Origin of the sequence: Polaromonas sp. CT11-55, assembly GCF_047303325.1 — a bacterium.
Classification (GTDB): Bacteria; Pseudomonadota; Gammaproteobacteria; order Burkholderiales; family Burkholderiaceae_C; genus Polaromonas.
The window spans coordinates 51,206-73,001 of record NZ_JBKBEX010000021.1; the positions used below are offsets into that span (position 1 = coordinate 51,206).

12 protein-coding genes and 1 tRNA gene are annotated in these 21,796 nt (G+C 64.6%); 7 read left to right on the forward strand and 6 right to left on the reverse strand.

Annotated features, from left to right (window positions below):
* Window positions 1–259: 259 nt before the first annotated feature.
* The 3 genes from ACEN8I_RS17785 to ACEN8I_RS17795 all read left to right on the forward strand — a co-directional run bounded on the left by ACEN8I_RS17785 (window position 260) and on the right by ACEN8I_RS17795 (window position 11,137).
* Entirely contained in the window at window positions 260–6,934 is a 6,675-nt protein-coding gene (locus ACEN8I_RS17785; RefSeq protein ID WP_413329897.1) for a YDG domain-containing protein, read from the forward strand.
* 27 nt (window positions 6,935–6,961) lie between these two features.
* Window positions 6,962–8,653 (forward strand): ShlB/FhaC/HecB family hemolysin secretion/activation protein, encoded by a 1,692-nt coding sequence (locus ACEN8I_RS17790; protein WP_413329898.1) that lies wholly within the window; start codon window positions 6,962–6,964, stop codon window positions 8,651–8,653.
* An 855-nt stretch (window positions 8,654–9,508) separates the two neighbouring features.
* The gene (locus ACEN8I_RS17795; protein ID WP_413329899.1) at window positions 9,509–11,137 is read left to right on the forward strand and encodes a methyl-accepting chemotaxis protein; all 1,629 of its coding nucleotides are present in this window, start codon (window positions 9,509–9,511) and stop codon (window positions 11,135–11,137) included.
* Between the two features lie 21 nt (window positions 11,138–11,158).
* On the opposite strand, the gene ACEN8I_RS17800 is transcribed toward ACEN8I_RS17795, so the two are convergent.
* Both ACEN8I_RS17800 and ACEN8I_RS17805 read right to left on the reverse strand, forming a co-directional pair.
* Entirely contained in the window at window positions 11,159–12,202 is a 1,044-nt protein-coding gene (locus ACEN8I_RS17800) for a S1C family serine protease (RefSeq protein ID WP_413329900.1), read from the reverse strand.
* A gap of 207 nt (window positions 12,203–12,409) precedes the next feature.
* Window positions 12,410–12,494 (reverse strand) — tRNA-Leu (locus ACEN8I_RS17805).
* 39 nt (window positions 12,495–12,533) lie between these two features.
* On the opposite strand from ACEN8I_RS17805, the gene cysM reads away from it, so the two are divergent.
* From cysM to ACEN8I_RS17820, 3 genes are all read left to right on the forward strand, one after another.
* Window positions 12,534–13,436 (forward strand): cysteine synthase CysM, encoded by a 903-nt coding sequence (gene cysM, locus ACEN8I_RS17810; protein WP_413329901.1) that lies wholly within the window; start codon window positions 12,534–12,536, stop codon window positions 13,434–13,436.
* A gap of 87 nt (window positions 13,437–13,523) precedes the next feature.
* Window positions 13,524–14,057, forward strand: a complete 534-nt coding sequence (locus tag ACEN8I_RS17815) for an NUDIX hydrolase (protein ID WP_413329902.1) — start codon at window positions 13,524–13,526, stop codon at window positions 14,055–14,057.
* A gap of 73 nt (window positions 14,058–14,130) precedes the next feature.
* Window positions 14,131–14,358: a sulfurtransferase TusA family protein gene (locus tag ACEN8I_RS17820; RefSeq protein WP_413329903.1), complete on the forward strand. Its 228-nt coding sequence runs from the start codon at window positions 14,131–14,133 to the stop codon at window positions 14,356–14,358.
* Window positions 14,359–14,400: 42 nt separating this feature from the next.
* Here the strand turns inward: ACEN8I_RS17820 and galU are convergent, their stop codons facing one another.
* Window positions 14,401–15,321, reverse strand: a complete 921-nt coding sequence (gene galU / locus ACEN8I_RS17825) for a UTP--glucose-1-phosphate uridylyltransferase GalU (protein WP_413329904.1) — start codon at window positions 15,319–15,321, stop codon at window positions 14,401–14,403.
* Window positions 15,322–15,446: 125 nt separating this feature from the next.
* On the opposite strand from galU, the gene ACEN8I_RS17830 reads away from it, so the two are divergent.
* On the forward strand, window positions 15,447–16,460 hold the full coding sequence (locus ACEN8I_RS17830) for an NAD(P)-dependent oxidoreductase (protein WP_413329905.1): 1,014 nt from the start codon (window positions 15,447–15,449) through the stop codon (window positions 16,458–16,460).
* Between the two features lie 65 nt (window positions 16,461–16,525).
* On the opposite strand, the gene ACEN8I_RS17835 is transcribed toward ACEN8I_RS17830, so the two are convergent.
* The 3 genes from ACEN8I_RS17835 to ACEN8I_RS17845 all read right to left on the reverse strand — a co-directional run bounded on the left by ACEN8I_RS17835 (window position 16,526) and on the right by ACEN8I_RS17845 (window position 21,550).
* Window positions 16,526–19,474 carry a valine--tRNA ligase gene (locus ACEN8I_RS17835; RefSeq protein ID WP_413329906.1) on the reverse strand — a complete coding sequence of 983 codons (2,949 nt, stop codon included), beginning with the start codon at window positions 19,472–19,474 and terminating at the stop codon, window positions 16,526–16,528.
* Between the two features lie 79 nt (window positions 19,475–19,553).
* On the reverse strand, window positions 19,554–19,769 hold the full coding sequence (locus ACEN8I_RS17840; RefSeq protein WP_413329907.1) for a DUF2783 domain-containing protein: 216 nt from the start codon (window positions 19,767–19,769) through the stop codon (window positions 19,554–19,556).
* Window positions 19,766–21,550 carry an FAD-dependent oxidoreductase gene (locus ACEN8I_RS17845; RefSeq protein WP_413329908.1) on the reverse strand — a complete coding sequence of 595 codons (1,785 nt, stop codon included), beginning with the start codon at window positions 21,548–21,550 and terminating at the stop codon, window positions 19,766–19,768. Before ACEN8I_RS17845 ends, ACEN8I_RS17840 begins: the two co-directional genes overlap by 4 nt.
* Window positions 21,551–21,796 lie beyond the last annotated feature (246 nt).

Consider the following 21,796-nt stretch of genomic DNA (forward strand, 5'->3'; position numbering starts at 1 on the left):
TCTATTAACCATAAAAAGATCTTTTTTTGCGCTGATCCGCTGTGATTCCTTTCTGCATACCATCACTTCGACCGACCCTTCTCTTTCAATCGACTGACAAAGGGGGTCTTGCGGAGTGTGAAAAATGCACAAAAAAAATTCGTTGGGCAGCGCAAAAGCTGCAGGAGTTGTAACAAGAATTGGCCAGCAGGTCCTCGCGGCTCCGCCCTTTCTTGACGCGTTGGGCCGGGCCGCCGGCCGCGCAGCTGGCAGATGGGCCTTGCGCAAGCCCGCAACGGCGGTTTTGCTGCTTGGGGCGGCCACAGCCCAAGCCGGGCCGGTGGGCGGCCAGGTTACCTCGGGTGCGGCCAGCATCTCCCAGAGCGGGGCCAGCACCACCATCACCCAGTCCAGCCAGAACGCCTCCCTGAACTGGAAGAGCTTTAACGTCGGCGCGCAGGAAAGCGTCAACTTTGTGCAGCCCTCGGCCAGCGCCATTGCGGTCAACCGCATCCTGGACACCCAGGGCAGCCAGATCCTGGGCCAGCTCAGTGCCAATGGGCAGGTCTACCTGATCAACCCCAACGGCGTGCTCTTCGGCGCCGGCGCCCAGGTCAACGTGGGTGGGCTGGTTGCCTCCACACTGGACGTCAAGGATGCGGACCTGGGCAGCGCCCAGCGCACTTTCAGCGGCAGCGGCTCGGGCAGCGTGGTCAACCTGGGCACCCTCAATGCGGCCCCGGGCGGCTATGTCGCCCTGATCGGCAACACGGTGCGCAACCAGGGCAGCATCAACGCCCCCAAGGGCAGCGTGGCGCTGGCGGCCGGTAGCGCGGCCACCCTGACCCTGCAGGACAACCAGTTGCTCAAGGTCGTGGTCGACCAGAGCGTGCTCAACAGCCTGGCCGAGAACGGCGGGCTGATCCGGGCCGACGGCGGGCAGGTATTTCTGAGCGCTGGCGCCAGGGATTCGCTGCTGGCCAGCGTGGTCAACAACAGCGGCGTGATCCAGGCGCGCAACGTGGAAAACCGCAACGGCACCATCATCCTGCTGGGGGGCATGGCCGCCGGCACCGCCAAGGTCACGGGCACGCTGGACGCTTCCGCGCCCAATGGCGGCAACGGGGGCTTCATCGAAACCTCGGGCGCGCAGGTGAACATTGCCGACAGCGCCCGGATCACCACCGCGGCCCCCGCGGGCACCACCGGCACCTGGCTGATCGATCCGGTGGACTTCAACATCGCCGCCTCGGGCGGGAACATCACGGGCGCGGCGCTGGGCTCCAATCTGGGTGCGGGCAACGTCGTCATCCTGAGCAGCAACGGCACCACGGGCACGGCGGGCAATGTCAACGTCAACGATGTAGTGAGCTGGAGCGCCAACCAGCTGACGCTCAACGCGCAGAACAACATCAACATCAACGCCAACCTCAATGCCTCGGGCACGGGCAAGCTGGCGCTGGAATACGGCCAGGGTACGACAAACGGCACCGGCAGTTCTTACAACGTCAACAATGGCGCGAAGGTCAACCTGCCGGCGGGCAACAACTTCAGCACCAAACGAGGCAGCACCGGCGCCACCCTCGCGTATACCGTCATCACCGACCTGGGCGCCGCGGGCAGCAGCACCACCACCGATCTGCAGGGCATCAGCGGCAATCTCGGCGGGCGCTATGTGTTGGGGGCCGACATCGATGCTGCGCCCACCAGCACCTGGAACGGCGGTGCGGGCTTCGCGCCTATCGGAACAGGCAACAGCGGCTGCACTCCCAACTGCTTTTACGGCACTTTCGACGGCCTGGGCCACACCATTACCGGCCTCACCATAGACCGGACGACCCGGTTCACCGGCCTGTTCGGTTCCACCTCTTCAGCCAGCGTTATCCGCAATGTCGGCCTGGTGGGCGGCTCGGTCAGGAGTTCCAACAACGATATCGGTGCGCTCGCGGGATGGAACGACGGCGTCATCAGCAACAGCTACGCCAGCACGAACGTGTCCGGAGGCGCCGATGCCGGGGGGCTGGTGGGGGGCACTGGTGGCAGCTCCAAAATTGACCACAGTTACGCGACAGGCAATGTGAATGGATCGGTTTTCACCGGCGGGCTGGCGGGGTACAACCAGGGTGACATCAGCAACAGCTATTCCACCGGTACCGTAACCAGCGGCCAGGCTGCCGGCGGACTCGTTGGCTACATGCTCCATGTCGGCACCATCAGCAGCAGTTATTCCAGTGCCACCGTCAACAGCTCCGGCGATACCAACGGCGGCCTGGTTGGCTTGTGGAGCGGCAGCGGCGGAAGCATCAGCAACAGCTATGCCACGGGAGCCGTTACCGGTACCACCAAGACAGGCGGACTGGTGGGGGACATGAGCAATAACGGCGGCACGATCACCAACAGCTATGCCGCCGGACAGGTGACTGGCACCGCCGGCAGCGTGGGCGGGCTGGTGGGAAGCCAGACGACCGGAACGATCAGCGGCAGTTTTTGGGACACCACGACGACCGGGCAGGCCACCAGCGCGGGCGGCGGCACCGGCATGACCACGGCCCAGATGCAGCAGCAGGCCAACTTCAACTCGGCCACGGCCGCCAACGGCAACGTCAACCCGAACTGGGATTTGGCCAACGTCTGGCGGATTTATGACGGGCACGGCCGTCCCTTGCTCAAGTCATTGATGACGCCGGTCACGGTCACCGTCGGCAATACCAGCAAGACCTACGACAAGCTGGCCTGGAATGGCGGAACCGGCATCAGTTGCTCCAACGTGGCCTGTGGCAGCTTGTCGGGAACCATCAGCTTCGGCGGAAACGCCCAGGGGGCGGTCAATGCCGGCAGCTATGCGGTGACGGCGTCGGGCCTGTATTCCAATCAGCAGGGCTACGACATCAGTTACGCCAATGGCACTCTGACCGTGATTCCCGCCAACCTGGTGGTCACGGGCGTCAGCGCAGCCAACAAGGTGTACGACGCCGGCGTGGGCGCCACCTTGAACGGAACAGCAAGCGTGACGGCCATTGCCGGCGACACGGTGAGCGTGATCGGTACGGGCAGCGGCACCTTCGCCGACAAGAACGCGGGCAACGGCAAGGCCGTGACTGTCACCGGCTACACGTTGAGCGGCGCCGACGCCGGCAACTATACCGTGGTGCAGCCCACGGGGCTGACGGCAAATATCACACCGGCCAGCCTCGCTGTCACCGGCGTGAGCGCGGCCGGCAAAGTGTATGACGGCACCCGTGCCACCACGTTCAGTGGCACCGCGACCGTTACGCCCCTGGGCACTGACGTGGTGCTTGTGGGCGGCGGCAACGCCGGCATGTTCACCGACAAGAACGTGGGCAACGGCAAGACCGTCACCGGCACCAGCTACTTCCTGGGCGGCGCCGACGCCAACAACTATGTCATCGTTCAGCCCACAGGAACGGCGAACATCACACCAGCCAGCTTGACAGTCACCGGTGTGGGCGCGGACAGCAAGGTATACAACGCCAGCGACGCAGCCACACTCAATGGCGTAGCCAGCGTCACGGCAATCGCCGGTGACACGGTGACAGTGGGCGGCGGCAGCGGCCGGTTTGTCGACAAAAACGTAGGCAACAACAAGGTGGTCAATGTCACTGGCTTTACGCTGGGCGGTGCCGATGCCGGCAACTACACCGTGGTGCAGCCCGCCGGTGTCAGGGCCAACATCACACCGGCCAGCCTGACGGTTACCGGCGTGGGGGCGAACAACAAGGTGTACGACACCACCACTGCCGCCACGCTCAATGGCACGGCCAGCGTTGCAGCCTTGGGCGGCGATGTAGTGACCGTGGGCGGGACGGGCACCGGCACTTTCGCCAACAAGAATGTGGGCAATGCTAAGGCGATCACTGTCACCGGCTACACGCTGGGCGGCGCCGATGCGGGCAACTACACCGTGGTGCAACCCACGGCGGTGACCGCCAATATAACGCCTGCCAGCTTGACGGTCACGGGTGTGAGCGCGAACAACAAGGTGTACGACACCACGGCGGCTGCCACGCTGGGCGGTACAGCCGCCGTCACAGCTCTGGCTGGTGACGTGGTGACCGTTGGCGGCGGTAGCGCCACTTTCGCCAACAAGAATGTGGGCAACGGCAAGGCGGTCACTGTCACCGGCTACACGCTGGGCGGTGCCGATGCCGGCAACTACACCGTGGTGCAACCCACCGGGCTGGCGGCGAACATCACACCCGCCAGCCTCACGGTCACGGGTGTGGGCGCGAACAACAAGGTGTACGACACCACGACCACCGCCACGCTCAATGGCACGGCCAGCGTTGCAGCCTTGGGCGGCGATGTCGTCACCTTGGGCGGGACGGGCAGCGGCACTTTCGCCAACAAGAACGTGGGCAATGCCAAGGCGGTCACTGTCACCGGCTACACGCTGGGCGGTGCCGATGCGGGCAACTACACCGTGGTGCAACCCACGGCAGTGACCGCCAACATCACGCCTGCCAGCCTGACGGTCACGGGCGTGAGCGCGAACAACAAGGTCTACGACGCCACGACCGCCGCCACGCTGGGCGGAACCGCGGCCGTCACGGCCCTGGCCGGTGATGTGGTGACCGTTGGCGGCGGCACCGGCACCTTCGCCAACAAGAATGTGGGCAACGGCAAAGCAGTCACCGCCACGGGCTACACGCTGGGCGGGGCCGACGCGGGCAACTACACCGTGGTCCTGCCCACGGGGTTGACCGCCAACATCACGCCCGCCAGCCTCACCGTCACGGGTGTGGGCGCGAACAACAAGGTGTATGACACCACGACTGCCGCCACGCTCACGGGCACGGCCAGCGTTGCCGCCCTGGGTGGCGATACCGTCACTGTAGGCGGCACCGGCAACGGAACTTTCGCCAACAAGAATGTGGGCAATGGCAAGACCGTGACCGTGACCGGCTACACGCTGGGCGGGGCTGACGCCGGCAACTACACCGTGGTGCAGCCTGTGGCGGTGACGGCAAACATCACCCCCGCCAGCCTGACGGTCACGGGCGTGGGCGCCAACAACAAGGTCTATGACGCTACCACCACGGCCACGCTTAACGGCGCGGCCAGCGTCACGGCCTTGGCCGGCGATAGTGTGACGGTGGGTGGAACGGGCAGCGGCAACTTCGCCAACAAGAATGTGGGCAATGGCAAGGCTGTCACTGTCACCGGTTACACGCTGAGTGGAGCCGACGCCGGCAACTACACCGTGGTCCAGCCCACGGGGCTGACCGCCAATATCACGCCGGCCAGCATCACAGTCACAGGCGTGAGCGCCAACAACAAGGTCTATGACACCACAACCGCCGCCACCCTCGGCGGCACGGCAAGCGTTGCAGCCCTGGGCACCGATGTGGTGACGGTTGGCGGCGGCAGCGCTACCTTCGCCAACAAGAACGTGGGCAACGGCAAGGCCGTGACTGTCACCGGTTACACGCTGGGCGGCGCCGACGCCGGTAACTACACCGTGGTGCAACCCACGGGGCTGACGGCAAACATCACGCCGGCCAGCATCACCGTCACAGGCGTGACCGCCAACAACAAGGTCTATGACACCACCACCACCGCCACACTGAGCGGCACGGCAGCGGTCACGGCTTTGGGCGGCGACGTGGTGGCCGTGGGCGGCACCGGCAGCGGCAATTTCGCCAACAAGAATGTCGGCAACGGCAAGGCCGTGACCGTCACCGGCTATACGTTGAGCGGTGCCGACGCCGGCAACTACACCATAGCGCAGCCCACCGGTGTTACGGCCAACATCACACCGGCCAGCCTGGCCGTCACGGGTGTAGGGGCCAACAACAAGGTCTATGACGCCACCACCACGGCCACGCTCAATGGCGCGGCCAGTGTGACGGCCCTGGGCGGCGATGTGGTGGTTGTGGGCGGAACAGGTGCCGGCAACTTCGCCAACAAAAACGTCGGCAACGGCAAGGCCGTGACCGTCACCGGCTACACATTGAGCGGCGCCGATGCCGGCAACTACACCGTCGTGCAGCCCACCGGCGTCACGGCCAACATCACGCCGGCCAGCCTGGCTGTCACGGGTGTGGGCGCCAACAACAAGGTTTATGACACCACCACCGCCGCGACCCTGAACGGCACGGCGAGCGTCACCGCCCTGGGCACCGATGTCGTCGCCCTGGGCGGAACAGGCAGCGGCACTTTTGCCAACAAAAACGCGGGTAACGGCAAGGCCGTGACCGTCACCGGCTATACGCTGAGCGGCGCCGACGCCGGCAACTACGTCATCGCGCAGCCCAGCGGCGTCACCGCCAACATCACGCCGGCCACCCTGGCCGTCACCGGTGTGAATGCCCAGAACAAGGTGTTTGACGGCACGACCGCAGCCACCCTGGGCGGCACCGCCGCCGTCACGGCCCTGGCCGGCGATGTGGTCGCCGTCGGTGGCGGCCATGGGGCTTTTGCCGATCCGAATGTGGGCAACGGCAAGGCTGTGACCGTCACCGGCTTTACCCTGAGCGGCGCCGATGCCGGCAACTACGCGGTGGTACAGCCCACCGGGCTGACTGCGGCCATCACGCCTTTGCCCGCGGCACCTGCGCCCGCGACGCCGCCGACGACGCCGACGACGACGACGACGACGTCCGGGCGGGGATTGGGAGCGGATGGTGGAGGCATTCGTTCCGCCACTCAAGAGGCCCTGGATACGGAGCGCTCTACATTCAACTCCAGCGCCAGCTCGAGTTCCAACGCCAAATCCAATCCCAACGCCAACTCGACCGAGGCATCGTCAACCCTGCGCGTGACGCACAGCGCAAGCGCCGATGCATCATCGGGTGGCGAAGCGTTGGAGCCTTCCAGCCAGTTCGTCGAGGGGGTGGCGGACGCGCCCCTTGCCGTGTCAAGGAAAGACCCACGCCTGCACATCGTTGACGGTGGCGTTCAGTTGCGAAGCGGTGTGATCGCCGCCAAAAAATAAAACCGGTCGCTCCACGGAAGTTTTCCCATGAAATGCCTCGTATCCCGAAAGCACGCGGTGCTGCTGCTGGCCGCCGCGCCCTTTTTGACGGCCCAGGCGGCCGATCCGCTGCCGGTCGATATCGGCACCATCCTGCAGCAGGTCCAGCCGTCCCAGCCCTTCGCACCGCGGCCCCGCGGGGAAGCGCCGACCCTCAACAACCAGGAAAATGCCCCGGCACCGCCCGTACGTCCACCGGTTTCAGTGGACGTCAAATCGATCCAGATCCTCGGCAACACCCTGGTCGAGACGGACACCCTGCATGGACTGGTGGCCGACGCGGAAGGCAAAACCCTCACGCTCGACCAACTCGATGAAATGGCGACACGCATCAGCCGGTATTACCGCGGCCGGGGCCAAAGCTTCGCGCGAGCCGTGGTACCCGCGCAGGTGATCCAGTCGGGCATCGTGCGCTTTCTGGTGATAGAGGCGCGCTACGGCAAGGTCGGCATTGACAACCAGACGCGCGTGAACGACCTGCTGCTGCAGGCGACCGCCGCGCCGCTGCAAGGCGGGCAGCCGGTCGAGCAGGCCTTGCTCGACAGGTCACTGCTGTTGATGTCGGACATACCCGGCGTGATGGTGCAGGCCACCTTAAGGCCCGGCGAAGGGCTGGGCAACTCCGACCTGGTGATCCAGGCCACGCCCGGCCCGGGGACTTCCGGAAGCCTGGTACTGGACGACTACGGCAACAGCTACACCGGCAGAGGCCGGCTCGGCGGCACGGTGTTCTTCAACAACCCCCTGCGGCGTGGCGATGTCCTGGGTGTGAGTGGCCTGAGTTCAGGCGCCGGGGTCAACTACGGCCGCGTGAGCTACGAATCCTTGCTGAACGGGCAGGGCACGCGCGGCGGCGCTGCCTACTCCATGCTGAACTACAAAATCGGCGGATCGCTGCAGGAGCTGGGCGCGAATGGCTCGGCCGAAACCGAAAGCCTCTGGGGCAGGCATCCGCTGCTGCGCAGCCAGTCGGCCAATGTTTACGGCCAGGTCCAGTACGACAACCTGCAACTGCGCGAGCGCATCGACATGGCGGGCATGAAGACGGATCGGCACCTGGGCAGCTGGACGTCGAGCCTGAGCGGAGACTGGCGCGATACCGTGCTGTCCGGCGGCATCAACACCTGGAGCCTGGCATGGACCCGGGGCCGGGTGGGCTTTGATGTCGCGGAGGCCCAGCTGAGCGATGCGGCCAGCGCGAGAACGGAAGGCTGGTTTTCAAAAACCAACCTGAATTTCTCCCGCCTGCAGCGCTGGGGAGACAGGGGTTCGCTTTACGTGTCGTGGGCCGGTCAATGGGCGAATACCAATCTCGACTCCTCGCAAAAAATGTCCGTGGGCGGGCCTTATTCCGTCCGTGCCTACGACGTGAGCGCGCTGTCGGGCGATGCCGGTTACCGCGCAAGCATTGAAGTGCGCTACGACCTGGGGTCGGCCGGCGGCGGAAGGCTGCAGGCGCTGGCCTTCTGGGACGGGGCCTACCTCAAGGTCAACCAGCGCCCCTGGACGGCCGGCACCAATACCGCCACCTTCAGCGGCGCCGGTATCGGGCTCGACTGGAGCGGATACAACCAGTGGCGAGCCCGGGCCTACCTGGCCTCGCCGTTGGGGACTGCGCCTGAACTGGTCAAGGCGCCCGACGCCATGCGGATGTGGACAGAACTCGCTTATCGGTTCTGAGGTTCTTGTGGCCGGGTCTTGCTCCGGCTGAGCGCGCTCTTCCCCTCTCTTCGTCTTTCTGCTTACTCTGCTGAGGCTTGCTGGCCGGGGGTAGCCCGGCAGCTACTCACTTTTCTTTTGCTTCGCCAAAAGAAAAGTAAGCAAAAGAAAAGGCGACCCTGGTGTCTGCGTCCCTCCGCTTCGCTGCGGGCAACCTGCGGTGCTCGGTTCAGGCGGGGTCTCGCTAAACTCGCTCCGTTTCACTCCGCTCAGACAACGCGATCCCTGATCCGCCTGAACCTCCGCTCCTCGGCGCATACACAAGGGGTGGGAGAAGGAATACCAAACAGCCAAATACCGAAAACCACAAGGACACGCCATGGCGTGTCCTTGTTTGTATTTGTCTTCTTTGTCTTTGGTATTTGGTTCCCGATCCCGATTGCCCCGTCCTGGCTGGGCCGAGGAGCGCAGAGACAAGCGGATAAGGGCTGGCGTTGTCTGAGCGAAGCGCAGCGTAGCGAGTTTAGCCAGACCCCGCTTGGCTCGAGCACCGCAGGTTGCCCCGTAGCGAAGCGTAGGGGACCCAGACTGCGGGTCGCCTTTCTTTTGGGTACTTTTCTTTGGCGAAGCAAAGAAAAGTGCCTCGCCCGCCGGGGCGAGACCCGGCCAGCTGAACTAAGAAGAGGAAGGAGGAGGATGAGGAGGAAGAGCGCGCTCAGCCGGAGCAAGACCCGGCCGACTACCCGAGTCAATTCAATAAACAAAGCCCTGTTTCGCGCCCTGTTCGGACGCAGGCAGCACAGCCTTTCTTGGTACCGTCCATGAGCAAGCCCTCTTCCGCAGCTTCAGACGGAAGCGGCTTGCAGGAGACACACCATGCAACTGGACAATCTGAAAATCAGCACGCGGCTGGGCGCGGGCTTTGGGCTGGTATTGCTGCTGGCGGGCGGCTTGATGGCGGTGGGGCTGGGCCAGCTGGCCGGTGCCGGCGCCTTCAGCCGCGAGCTGAGCGGCGACGCCTGGTCGCGCGCCGGCGCCGCGGCGGCGCTGGGCAACTGGTCGCAATCCAATGCGCGTGCCACCCTGGAGCTGTCCCTTGCGGCGGATCCCACATTGGCGGGTGCCGCGCGCCGGCAAATCGCCATGGGCGACAAGAACATGACGGATGCCCTGGCGGCACTGGAAGCCGGCACCCCGCCGGCAGAAGAAAAGCCCTTGCTGGCAGGCGTGCGCGGCGCGCAGGCTTCCTATGCGCAGGCGCTGGCCAAAGTGGCAAAACAGATCGAAACCGGCGACCGCGAGGGTGCTGTCCGCGCCTGGGCCGGCGAGGCTGCGCCATCACTGGGCAAGCTGCAGCAGGAACTGGCCGCGCTGGCCGAAACGCAGGCACGGCAGGCCAGGGCCGGCGGCCAGGCGGTCGAAGCCGGCATTGCATCGGCGCAGCGCTGGATGCTGAGCCTGGGATTGGCTGCGTTGCTGGTGGGCGCCGCCGTAGCCTGGCGCCTCGCCCGCGGCATCGCGCAGCCGCTCAATGAGGCGATTTACATCGCCGAAACCGTGGCCGCCGGCGACCTGAGCCAGGAGTTCTCCACCGAACGTGGCGGTGATTTCGGCCGCCTGCTGGGCGCCCTGGGCGACATGGAAGACACGCTGACCGACCTGGTCAGCCGCATCAAAGCCTCCACCGATTCCATCACCCTGGCCTCCGGCGACATCGCGGCCGGCAATGCCGACCTGTCGCGCCGCACCGAGGAACAGGCGGCCTCGCTGGAGGAAACCGTCTCCAGCATGGAAGAGCTGACTTCCACCGTCAGGCTCAACGCCGAGCATGCGCGTTCGGCCAGCGGGCTGGCGGCCAGCGCCTCGGGTACCGCGGAACAAGGCGGCGCGGTGGTGGCGCAGGTGGTCGACACCATGGCGGCCATCAGCGGCAGCTCCCGCAAAATCGTGGACATCATTGCCGTCATCGAAGGCATCGCCTTCCAGACCAACATCCTGGCGCTCAATGCGGCCGTGGAAGCCGCGCGCGCCGGCGAGCAGGGCCGCGGTTTTGCCGTGGTGGCCAGCGAGGTGCGCGGCCTCGCGCAGCGCAGCGCCGGGGCGGCGCGTGAAATCAAGGCGCTGATCGCGGATTCCGTCGCGCATGTCGAGAGCGGCTCCGAGCTGGTCGGCCAGGCGGGCCGCACCATGCAGGACATCGTGCAGGCCGTCAAACGCGTGAGCAGCCTGCTCGAGCAGATCTCCGCCGCCTCGGTCGAGCAAAGCAACGGCATCGCGCATGTGAACCAGGCCATGGTGCTGATGGACAAGGCGACCCAGCAAAACGCCGCGCTGGTCGAGCAGGCCTCCACGGCGGCGGCCTCGCTGGCCGAGCAGACACTGCAGCTGCAGGCGGCGGTTGATGAATTCAAATTGGATGCCGAGCCTGAAGCCGCGCCGTCGGCTGCCCTTCATTTCCAGGCAATAGGCCGGGACCTGCACCGCACGGTGCCGGCCGCTGCCTAGCGACGTTCGGCCGGGCGCCGCTTAGATGCCCGGCGGCTTTTTCAGCGTCAGCATGCGGTCCTGGGCGTGCAGCACGATGGTCTTGATCTCGGCGCCCTGCAGCACCGTGAGCCGGATTTCCGCGTCGGGCGCGGCGTGGTCCCAGAGTTTTTTGTAAAAGGCCTCCAGCGTCGCGACTTTCGCATCGTCCACCGCCAGCACCACATCGCCCGCCGACAGACCGGCCAGCTCCGCCGGGCTCTCCTTGCTCACGCGCAATATCTGTATGCGCCCGCCCTGGTCGTTGGAGGTGATGCCCAGCCAGGGCCTGCGGCTCTTGGCGCTGTAACCCGAACGCTGCAGCTCCGCGAGTATGGGACGCAGCAAATCCACGGGCACAAACATATTGCCCGGCAGGCGGCGGTTTTCATTGGTCGCATCCGACACGAACAGCGAGCCTATGCCTATCAGTTCGCCGCGCTGGTTAAAGAGCGGCGCGCCGCTGTGGTTGCCACCGCTGGCCAGCACCGGCGGGCTGGTGAAGAGGGCCGATTCAATGTGGTATTCCCAGCTGCCCGAGAAGGCGCGCCGGCTGACCAGCCGCGTCATGCTCACGTCGCCATCGTCATCGGGCTGCGGGCCGGTCACCGCCATCAGCGGCTCGCCCGGCTGCAGATCCCTGCTGCTACCCAGCGTCGCCACCGCCACATTGCGCAGCGGCAGCAGCGGGCGCAGCAGGCCGAAACCCGTGGCCAGGTCGTAGGCCACGGCGCGCGCCGGCAGCGTCCTGTTGTCCTGGGTCACAACCTCGATCTGCTCGGCCTCCAGCATCAGGTAGCCAATGGTCAGGATCAGCCCGTCCTGGCCGATCAGCACGCCCGAGCCCGCGCGCTGCAGGCCCAGGGTTTCGGCGGAGCGCGCGTCCTCCATCGCCGTGACCTTGACGCCCACCACCGCCGCCGTGGCCCGGTTCAGCGCATCCATCATGGCCTGCGCCGCCGGCGGCGGCGCCGTGGCCGCGTGGGCTGTGCCCAGCAGCAAAGTGCTTGAGAGAAGGAGACAGAGCCAATGACGCATGCTGCACATGACGGACTCCAGACGCGGCGAGAGGGCTGCGGACACACAAAAGAAAGGGGCCGGCCGCGATTGAAGAATGCGCCTTATTAAATGGCGTTGCAAGCGGGAGGGGCAAAAATCCGGCGGCAAAAAATAACAGCTTGGTGTTGCCCGCCGCCATGGAGAAAAACAAAAAAGCCGTCCATGAACGAGGGTCATGAGACGGCTTTCGGGATGTGGTGCCCGGGGCCGGAATCGAACCGGCACGCCTTGCGGCGGGGGATTTTGAGTCCCCTGCGTCTACCAATTTCACCACCCGGGCTGGAATGAGCGAAGCCTCAAATTATGGCACAGTGTGGTCATGAACTATCCCACCATTGAAGACGCGATTGGCAAAACGCCTCTGGTCGCGCTGCAACGTATTTACGCCGCCGAGAACGCCGCACGCGGCAATGTGATCCTCGGCAAGCTTGAAGGCAACAATCCCGCCGGTTCGGTCAAAGACAGGCCGGCGCTCTCGATGATCAAGCGCGCCGAGGAGCGCGGCGACATCAAGCCGGGCGACACGCTGATCGAAGCCACTTCGGGCAATACGGGTATTGCCCTGGCCATGGCGGCCGCGATCAAGGGCTACAAGATGGTCCTGATCATGCCGGAGGACCTGAGCATAGAGCGGGCCCAGACCATGAAGGCTTTTGGCGCCGAATTGATCCTCACGCCCAAAAGCGCGGGCATTGAATACTCGCGCGACCTGGCCGACCAGATGCAGAAAGAGGGCAAGGGCCGGGTGCTGGACCAGTTCGCGAATGCCGACAACCCGCGCATCCATTACGAGACCACGGGCCCCGAAATATGGACAGATACGTCAGGCAAGGTGACACATTTTGTCAGCGCCATGGGCACGACGGGTACGATTACCGGGGTTTCGCGCTACCTCAAAGAGAAAAATCCGGCCATCAAGGTGATCGGCGCCCAGCCCAGCGAGGGTTCGCGCATCCCCGGCATCCGCAAATGGCCGCAGGAATACCTGCCCAAGATTTATGACCCGCGCCAGGTCGATGAATTGGTGCTGGTCAGCCAGTCCGACGCCGAGGACATGTGCCGACGCCTGGCGCGCGAGGAAGGCATATTTGCCGGAATCTCGGCTGCCGGCGCCCTCTGGGTGGCGCAGGAAATCGCCAAGACCGTGGAAAACGCGGTGATCGTCTTTGTGGTCTGCGACCGCGGCGACCGCTACCTGTCTACCGGCGTGTTTCCGGCTTGATGCTCCACCGACGCGGGCTTTCTGCTATTGAAAAAATAGCGGCAAGCCGCGTTTTCTTTCTTTCATTTTCCCTTCTGATCGCCTGCCATGACCCATGAATTCCGGTTTTGCCCGAACTGCGCGACGCCGCTGGCCATGGTGTCGCAGATGGAAGACGGCGGTGAAAAGGTGCGGCTGCGCTGCCCGGCGTGCGGGTTCACCCACTGGAACAATCCCACGCCGGTACTGGCCGCGGTGATTGAATACCACGGCCAGGTGTTGCTGGCGCGCAATGCGGCCTGGCCGGGCAAGATGTATGCGCTGATCACGGGTTTCATGGAGGCGGGCGAGACGCCGCAGGGCGGGATAGAGCGCGAAATCAAGGAAGAAACCAACCTGGAAACGACGTCGCTGGACCTGATTGGCGTTTACGACTTCCAGCGCATGAATCAGATCATCATTGCTTACCACGCGGTCTGCACGGGGGAGGTCAGCCTGTCGCCCGAGCTGGTGGATTACCGGCTTTACGACCTGGACAAGCTCAAATGCTGGCCCGCCGGCACCGGCTATGCGCTGGCCGACTGGCTGCGTACGCGGGGCCATGAGCCTGAGTTTGTGGAGTGGGCCAAGCGCACCGAATAGCTTGCCGGCTGGGGTAAAGCCCGGTTCAGGGCCTTTACGCTTTGCTTAAAATCGCGGCAACCCAAGGATTTTCATGAACATCGACAAAGAACTCGACACCCGCGGCCTGAATTGCCCGCTGCCCATCCTGAAAGCCAAAAAAGCGCTGACGGAGATGATGAGCGGCCAGCTGCTGCGAGTGGTGTCCACCGATGCCGGCTCGACCCGGGATTTTCAGGCCTTTGCCAAGCAGACCGGCAACGAGCTGGTCGAGCAGCAGGTCGCCGGCAGCGACTTTATCCACGTCTTGAAACGGCGTTAAACCCGCCGTAGGGCGCCGCCAGGGCGCTGGCCGCCCAGGTTTTCAGGCCTGTTTGCGGCGTTCCCGGCCCGACCAGCCTATCTGCAGGTTGTCCAGGTAGTTGCGAAAGTGCACGCCCACCTCGGGGTGCTGCAGCGCCAGCTCGACGGTGGCTTCCAGAAAGCCTTCCTTGCTGCCGCAGTCATAACGTTTGCCCTCGTACTGGAAGGCGTAAACGCTTTCCTTATCAAGCAGGCTTGATATCCCGTCGGTCAGCTGCAGCTCACCGCCCACGCCGGCCTTTTGACTGCGGATGTGCTCAAAAATTGCCGGCGTCAGGATGTAACGGCCGGCCACACCCATGCGTGACGGGGCCACCTCGGGTGCCGGTTTCTCGACGATTTTTTTCACTTTCATGAGGCCCGCGCTGGCCGCGCCGTCGGTCTCGACGATGCCGTAGCGGCGGGTCTGGTCCTGGGGCACTTCCTGCACCGCCAGGATGGATTGCTGCAGTTCCTTGAACTGCTCGGCCATCTGGGCGAGCACCGGCTTGCCGCCCTTGGGACCGACCATCAGGTCGTCAGCCAGCAGGACGGCGAAAGCCTCCTGGCCGACCAGGTGTTCGGCGCACAGCACGGCATGCCCCAGGCCCAGGGAGCGGGGCTGGCGCACGTAGGAAAAATTCATGTCTTCGGGCTGGACGGAGCGCACCAAATCCAGCAGGGCGTGCTTTTGAGCTACCTCCAGCTCGTTCTCGAGCTCGTAGGCAGTATCAAAGTGGTCCTCTATGGCCCGTTTATTGCGTCCTGTCACAAAAATCATGTGACGGATGCCTGCCGCGTAAGCCTCTTCCACCGCGTATTGGATCAGCGGCTTGTCGACGACGGGGAGCATTTCCTTGGGCTGGGCCTTGGTGGCCGGGAGAAACCGGGTGCCAAGGCCGGCAACCGGGAATACAGCTTTGTGTAATGTAAATTTTTGCATCGACTTTGATCGGGGAAAAGACTAGAGTGTTGCGTTGTTGATACATGACTCAGGTCGGACAAAGGCTCGACTTGACGTGGTCAAACCGCGCGAATTGCGGTCTGCGGGAAAAAAGGACTCACTGGGTGGACATCTTACTTCTTGACGCGCTGGTGCCCGAGGCAATGGCTTGGCTGGAAACCCGCCACAGCGTGGGCTACCACCCCGAGCTCGCCGACGACCTGACTTCCCTGCGCAAGATCGCCTACAAGACCAAGGGCATTGTGTTCCCGCGCCAGACTGTGGTGACACGCGAGTTCCTCGACTTCCTGCCCAAGATCAGGGCCGTGGGCCGCTTGCACGTGGGCACGGACAACACCGACCTCGAGGCCTGCAAGGAGCGCGACATCAAGGTCGTGCATGCCAGCAGCGCCAACGTGCGCTCCAATGCCGAATACCTGCTGAGCAGCCTGCTGCTGCTGTACCGCCGCGGCTTGGTCTCGGCCCTGATGGGGCGGCGCCACCCGACGACGCAGATGGGGCGCGAGCTGCACGGCAGCACCGTGGGTATCCTGGGCCTGGCCCCGACGGCGCACACGCTGGCCGGCATGCTCAACGGCCTGGGCGTGCGTCTCATAGGCTACGACCCCGCGGTGCACCACACGGCGCCCATCTGGGAGCGCCTGCGCATACAGCCGGTGTCCCTGTCTGAACTCGTCAGCCAGGCCGACGCGGTCTCGGTGCAGATGCTCTACGCCACGCGCTTTCGCGGCTTTGTGAATGAAAAACTGTTGGCCGCCTGCAGACGCAATCAGCTGTGGGTGGGCATCAGCCGCAGCGAACTGTTTGACGAAGCCGCGCTGGCCGCGGCGCTGTGCGACGGCCGCATAGAGGCCTGCATCCTGGACGGCGCCGAAGCCAGCTTTCTGGGTGACACTTCGCCCCTCAAGGGCCTGAAGAACCTGTTCGTCACGCCGCGCCTGGGCTCGCACACACGCGAGGCGCGCCTGCGCTCGAGCTGGTATGTGGCGCACCGCATGCATGAAGCCATCAGTACCACGCACAGCGGCATGGACCAGTTGCCGAGTGCGCCCATGGACCTGGAGATGCCGGGGAGCGTTCCGCCCTCGCAATGGTCCGAGCCCGAAACCGTCCGCTGATGACGGGACATCAGCCGATAAAAAAGCCCCGGTAAGCGGGGCTTTTTTGTGGGCGGCGTTCGCGCTTATTTAAGCCGTGCCAGCTGCTCGCGGATTTTGGCCAGGGCAGCCTGGTTATCGGCCAGGCGCTTGCGTTCCTGTTCCAGCACGGCCGGGGGAACCTTGCTGACGAAGGCTTCGTTGGCGAGCTTGGTCTCGGACTTGGTGATCTCTCCCGTCAGGCGAGCCTCTTCCTTTTGCAGGCGAATCTTTTCCGCCGCCAGATCGACTTCCATGTACAGGCACAGGCGCGCTTCGCCGACGATGGCCACCGGTGCGGACTGTGCCGCGGCAACCCATTCGGCTTCGCTCTCAAACACCTTCACCTCGCTGAGCTTGGCCAGCGACTTGAGCACGGGCGCCACGTTGTTCATAAAGGCGCTGTCGCCCAGCACGAACAGCGGCAGGCGCGTGGCCGGCGAGACCTTCATCTCGCCGCGCAGGTTGCGGCAGGCGTCCACCAGGGTCTTGAGCCTGGCGACATGGGCCTCGGCTTGTTCGTCGATTTTCTCGGGCTGGCTTTGCGGGTAGGGCGAGGTGCCTATGAACTTGCCCGTCTTCCCGGCGACGGGCGCAACCTTCTGCCAGAGTTCCTCGGTGATAAAGGGGATCAGTGGATGCGCCAGGCGCAGTATGGCTTCAAGCGTACGGATCAGCGTGCGGCGGGTAGCCCGTCTTTGTGCCTCGTTGCCATCCCTTATCTGCACTTTCGCGATTTCCAGATACCAGTCGCAGAATTCGTTCCAGACAAACTGGTAAACACTGCCTGCAACATTGTCGAGGCGATACTCGCCAAAGCCCTTGGCCACCTCGGCTTCCACGCGCTGCATGGTCGACGAGATCCAGCGGTCGGCCTGCGAGAAGCTCAGGTAGTTGTGGAACTCGCCGCCGGGCGCGCATTGTTCCTTGGTGTGCTCTTCTAGCCCGCAGTCCTGGCCTTCGCAGTTCATCAAAGTGAAAACGCTTGCGTTCCACAGCTTGTTGCAGAAGTTGCGGTAGCCCTCGCAGCGCTTGCTGTCGAAGTTGATGCTGCGGCCCAGGCTGGCCAGCGAGGCGAAGGTAAAACGCAGCGCATCGGCGCCGTAGCCCGGGATGCCTGCGGGGAATTCCTTTTCGGTGTTCTTGCGCACCTGCGGCGCGGTCTCAGGCTTGCGCAGGCCTTGCGAGCGCTTTTCGAGCAGGGGCGTGAGCTCGATGCCGTCGATCAGGTCGACCGGGTCCAGCACATTGCCTTCGGACTTGCTCATCTTCTTGCCCTGGGCGTCCTTTACCAAGCCGTGGATGTACACGTCCCTGAACGGCACCTGGCCGGTGAAATGCGTGGTCATCATGATCATGCGGGCGACCCAGAAGAAGATGATGTCGTAGCCGGTGACCAGCACGCTGGAGGGCAGGAAAAGGTCCAGCTCTTTTGTCTTCTCGGGCCAGCCCAATGAAGAGAAGGGCACCAGCGCGGACGAGTACCAGGTGTCCAGCACGTCTTCGTCGCGCGTGAGCTTTTTGCCGGGCGCCTGCTTCTGCGCTTCTTCCTCGCTGGTGGCGACATAAACCTTGCCGTCCTCGTCATACCAGGCGGGGATCTGGTGGCCCCACCAGAGCTGGCGCGAGATGCACCAGTCCTGGATGTTGTTCATCCACTGGTTGTAGGTGTTGACCCACTGCTCGGGCACGAACCTGACCTGGCCGCTGCTCACGGCGTCGCGCGCCTTCTGCGCGATCGATTTGCCAGTCGGGTCCTGCTCGCTGACCTTGCTGAGCGCGACAAACCACTGGTCGGTCAGCATGGGCTCGACGACAGCGCCAGTGCGCGCGCAGACCGGCACCATGTTTTTGTGCGGCACGGCTTTTTCGAGGAATCCTTGTTCCTCGAGGTCCTTGAGCACGGCCTTGCGGCAGTCGTAGCGGTCCAGGCCCTGGTACTGCTTAGGCCCGTTCTCGTTGATCTTGGCGTCCAGCGTGAAGATGGTGATCAGCGGCAGGTCGTGGCGCAGGGCCACCTGGTAGTCGTTGAAGTCGTGCGCGCCGGTGATCTTCACCACGCCGCTGCCGAAAGCCGGGTCCACGTAGTCGTCGGTGATCACCGGGATCTTGCGGTCGCACAGCGGCAGGTCGACCATTTTGCCGACCAGGTGTTTGTAGCGCTCGTCGTCCGGGTGCACCGCCAGCGCGCCGTCGGCCAGCATGGTTTCGGGCCGGGTGGTGGCGATGTGCATGCCGCGCAGCGGCGTGCCGTCGGCGGCTTTTTGCGGGCCGTCGCTGAAGGGATACTCGATGTGCCACATGAAGCTGTCGCGCTCTTCGTTCTCGACTTCCAGGTCGGACACGGCGGACTTGAGAATCGGGTCCCAGTTCACCAGGCGCTTGCCGCGGTAGATCAGGCCCTGCTCATAGAGCTTCACAAAGGTCGAGGTGACCACCGTGGACATCTTCGGGTCCATGGTGAAGTATTCGTGCTTCCAGGCCACCGAGTCGCCCATGCGGCGCATCTGGCGCGTGATGGTGGTGCCGGATTCTTCCTTCCACTCCCAGACCTTGGCGACGAAGTTCTTGCGGCCCAGGTCGTGGCGGCTTTTGCCTTCGCCCTGCAGCTTGCGCTCCACCACGATCTGTGTGGCGATGCCGGCGTGGTCGGTGCCGGGCACCCACAGCGTGTTGTGGCCGCGCATGCGGTGGTAGCGCGTGAGCGAATCCATGATGGTCTGGTTGAAGGCGTGGCCCATGTGCAGCGTGCCCGTCACGTTGGGCGGCGGCAGCTGGATGGAAAAAGACGGCTTGGCCGCGTCCAGCGTGGGTTCGTACTGGCCGCTTTGTTCCCATTCGGGTCCCCAGCGGCTTTCAATGGCGGCCGGCTCGAAGGATTTGGCCAGGCTGTCCAGCCCCGGTGTGGGGACTTTGACGGCCTCCGCGGCGGGAGTGGCGGTATCGGCGAGGGCGGGGGCGGCAGCGTTGGTCATGGGGGCAATGAAAAACGGCATCGAGGGGATGCCGCCTTGGGGTTGGGGGAAACTACCTCGATTTTATTCGACTGGGCGGCCCGGGGCCGCTGGGCCTTGCCTATCCCGGCGCGGCCACGGTCTTTGCGGCCGCCGCCACGCAGGCCCGCAGCACGGCGGTGTCGCCCAGCTGGTTGGCCATGAGCAGGATCAGCCGGGCATTGAGCAGCTCGGATTCCTCGCGGCTCAGGCCCCGGTGGGCGTCCAGCAGGCACTCGTAAAAGGCATCGGCGTCCTGGAAATGCAGGCGGGTGCTCAGGGGGCTGTCGGTTTTCATGGGTTTTCCTTTCCGCCGTGGCCGGCGCCCAGCGCGGCGGCCACCGCGTGGACCAGCGAGGCGTCCACGCTCTCGCCGGTGGCGGCCACATGGCCGTCGGGCCGCAGCAGCGCCCAGGCATGGCCGAAGACATGGCAGGTCGCCTGCAGGTGGCCGTGCTCGTCGATGACATGCTCCACGGCCGCGGCTTTCTCGCCGGGGCCCACCACCTGCACGCAGCGCAGGCCGGCCTCCATCGACAGCGCCGCCAGGCGCGCCAACGCGGCGGCGGAGACATCGCCAAAGGTCAGCAGCAGCAAACGGCCGTGGGCCCAGTCCAGCAGGTCCAGCAGCTCGCCGGGGCGGCCGTCGGCCCAGGCAAAACCCACGTTCTGCGTCGCCCGCCCGCCGGCCGGCCCGCAGGCGCTGGACTGTGTGTAGTGGCTGGGCGTGGACATGCGGCCGGTGTTAACGAGCTGCCTGGCAAATACATGCTCGCGCGCCAGGCCCAGCGCCGCGCTGCGAAACAGCCGCTCGGCGCCGTCGGCCGGCCGCAAAAAGCGCGCCGTGCGGTTGGTGATGCGAACGTTGTGCGCGGCCGCCTCATGGCGTTCGTGGTGGTAGCTGTCCAGCAGAGCGGGGGCGGCCCGGCCCTGCAGCACGGCGGCCAGCTTCCAGGCCAGGTTGTCGGCGTCCTGCACGCCCGAATTGCCGCCGCGCGCGCCGAAGGGGCTCATCACGTGGGCGGCGTCCCCGGCGAAGAACACGCGGCCGTGGCGCAGGCTGTCCAGGCATTCGCTGCGGTAGGCATAGGGGCCGACCCAGACGATCTCATAGTCGCTGTCGTCCAGCAGCCTGCCCGACTGGCTTTTGAACTGCGCTTTGAGGCGCGCGCGCACCACGTCCTCGCGGCTGATCTCCTCGGGCTTGGCCTGCGGCGGCATCTGGTAGTCAATGCGCCACACGCCGTCGGCCATCAGGTGCTGCCAGACGGCGCGGCCCTCGTTGAAGGGCGCCTCTATCCAGGTGTGGCGCTCCGCCGGCGGCGGGTTCTTGAAGCGCACGTCGGCAATGCACCAGCGGTCGTCGCCCTGCTGCGCCGTCACTGTGGCGCCGCACCAGGCGCGAAACGGGCTGCGAGAGCCGCTGCAGTCGATCACATGTTCGGCTTCCAGGGCGTAGGAGCCGGCCGGCGTTTCGAGTTGCAGCGTCGCGAAATCCTCGTTTTGCTCGAAGCCGGTGACGCGGTGGCTCCAGCGGATGTTGACCAGGCGATTTTCGGGTGTGGGACTGTAGAGCTGCTCGACCAGAAAGCCCTCGACATAAAACTGCTGGATATTGATAAAGGGCGGCTGCCGGCTCAGCGAATGGCTTTGCTGCTGCCGCAGGTCGAAGGCGTAGACCTCGTCCTTGCCCGCGAAGGTGCGGCCCACGCTCCACTGCACGCCCCTGGCCGCGATGCGCTCGTAAATACCCAGGCGCTTGAAGATTTCCAGGCTTTTTTGCGCATAGCAGATGCCGCGCGAGGACGCGCCCTTCACGCCCACGGTGTTGTCCTCGTCCAGCAGCACGGCGCGCACGCCGTACTGCGCCAGCGCGCAGGCCAGCGTCAGCCCCGTGATGCCGCCGCCCACGATGGCGACGGCGTGGCGTTTGAGCTCGCCCGTGCGCAGTTCAGGCGGCGCCACAAAAGGGTATTCGGGCAGGGCATAACCCGCGCCCTGGGCGAATTCATAGCCGTTGGTGAAGGTGGCGGCCAGCGCGGCGGGCATCTTGTCGGGCATTTGCGTTGTCTCCGGCATGGGTCTGCGCCTCTTGTTCTGTTTACCTATTCGTAATCAATCTACCATAACGTAATTAAGGCGAGGACCTGGCCGCTCTTGGGGAGCTGGTGCTATGGCGGTATGTTTTGTAATTAAAAATTGTTATTAATGGTGTTAGTTAGATAGGTTTTATCAATTTCATGCATTGATTCCAGCAATTAGACGAAGCGGCCGAACAGGTCTAAGGTGTCCTGGTCTTCGGTCTTCGCACCTGGACTTTGGCGA

Bases quoted from the DNA above. Each gene is read 5' to 3' on its own strand.
- ACEN8I_RS17790 (WP_413329898.1), top strand. From the start codon at position 6,962: ATGAAATGCCTCGTATCCCGAAAGCACGCGGTGCTGCTGCTGGCCGCC.
- ACEN8I_RS17795 (WP_413329899.1), top strand. From the start codon at position 9,509: ATGCAACTGGACAATCTGAAAATCAGCACGCGGCTGGGCGCGGGCTTT.
- ACEN8I_RS17800 (WP_413329900.1), bottom strand. From the start codon at position 12,202: ATGTGCAGCATGCGTCATTGGCTCTGTCTCCTTCTCTCAAGCACTTTG.
- cysM (WP_413329901.1), top strand. From the start codon at position 12,534: ATGAACTATCCCACCATTGAAGACGCGATTGGCAAAACGCCTCTGGTC.
- ACEN8I_RS17815 (WP_413329902.1), top strand. From the start codon at position 13,524: ATGACCCATGAATTCCGGTTTTGCCCGAACTGCGCGACGCCGCTGGCC.
- ACEN8I_RS17820 (WP_413329903.1), top strand. From the start codon at position 14,131: ATGAACATCGACAAAGAACTCGACACCCGCGGCCTGAATTGCCCGCTG.
- galU (WP_413329904.1), bottom strand. From the start codon at position 15,321: ATGCAAAAATTTACATTACACAAAGCTGTATTCCCGGTTGCCGGCCTT.
- ACEN8I_RS17835 (WP_413329906.1), bottom strand. From the start codon at position 19,474: ATGCCGTTTTTCATTGCCCCCATGACCAACGCTGCCGCCCCCGCCCTC.
- ACEN8I_RS17840 (WP_413329907.1), bottom strand. From the start codon at position 19,769: ATGAAAACCGACAGCCCCCTGAGCACCCGCCTGCATTTCCAGGACGCC.
- ACEN8I_RS17845 (WP_413329908.1), bottom strand. From the start codon at position 21,550: ATGCCGGAGACAACGCAAATGCCCGACAAGATGCCCGCCGCGCTGGCC.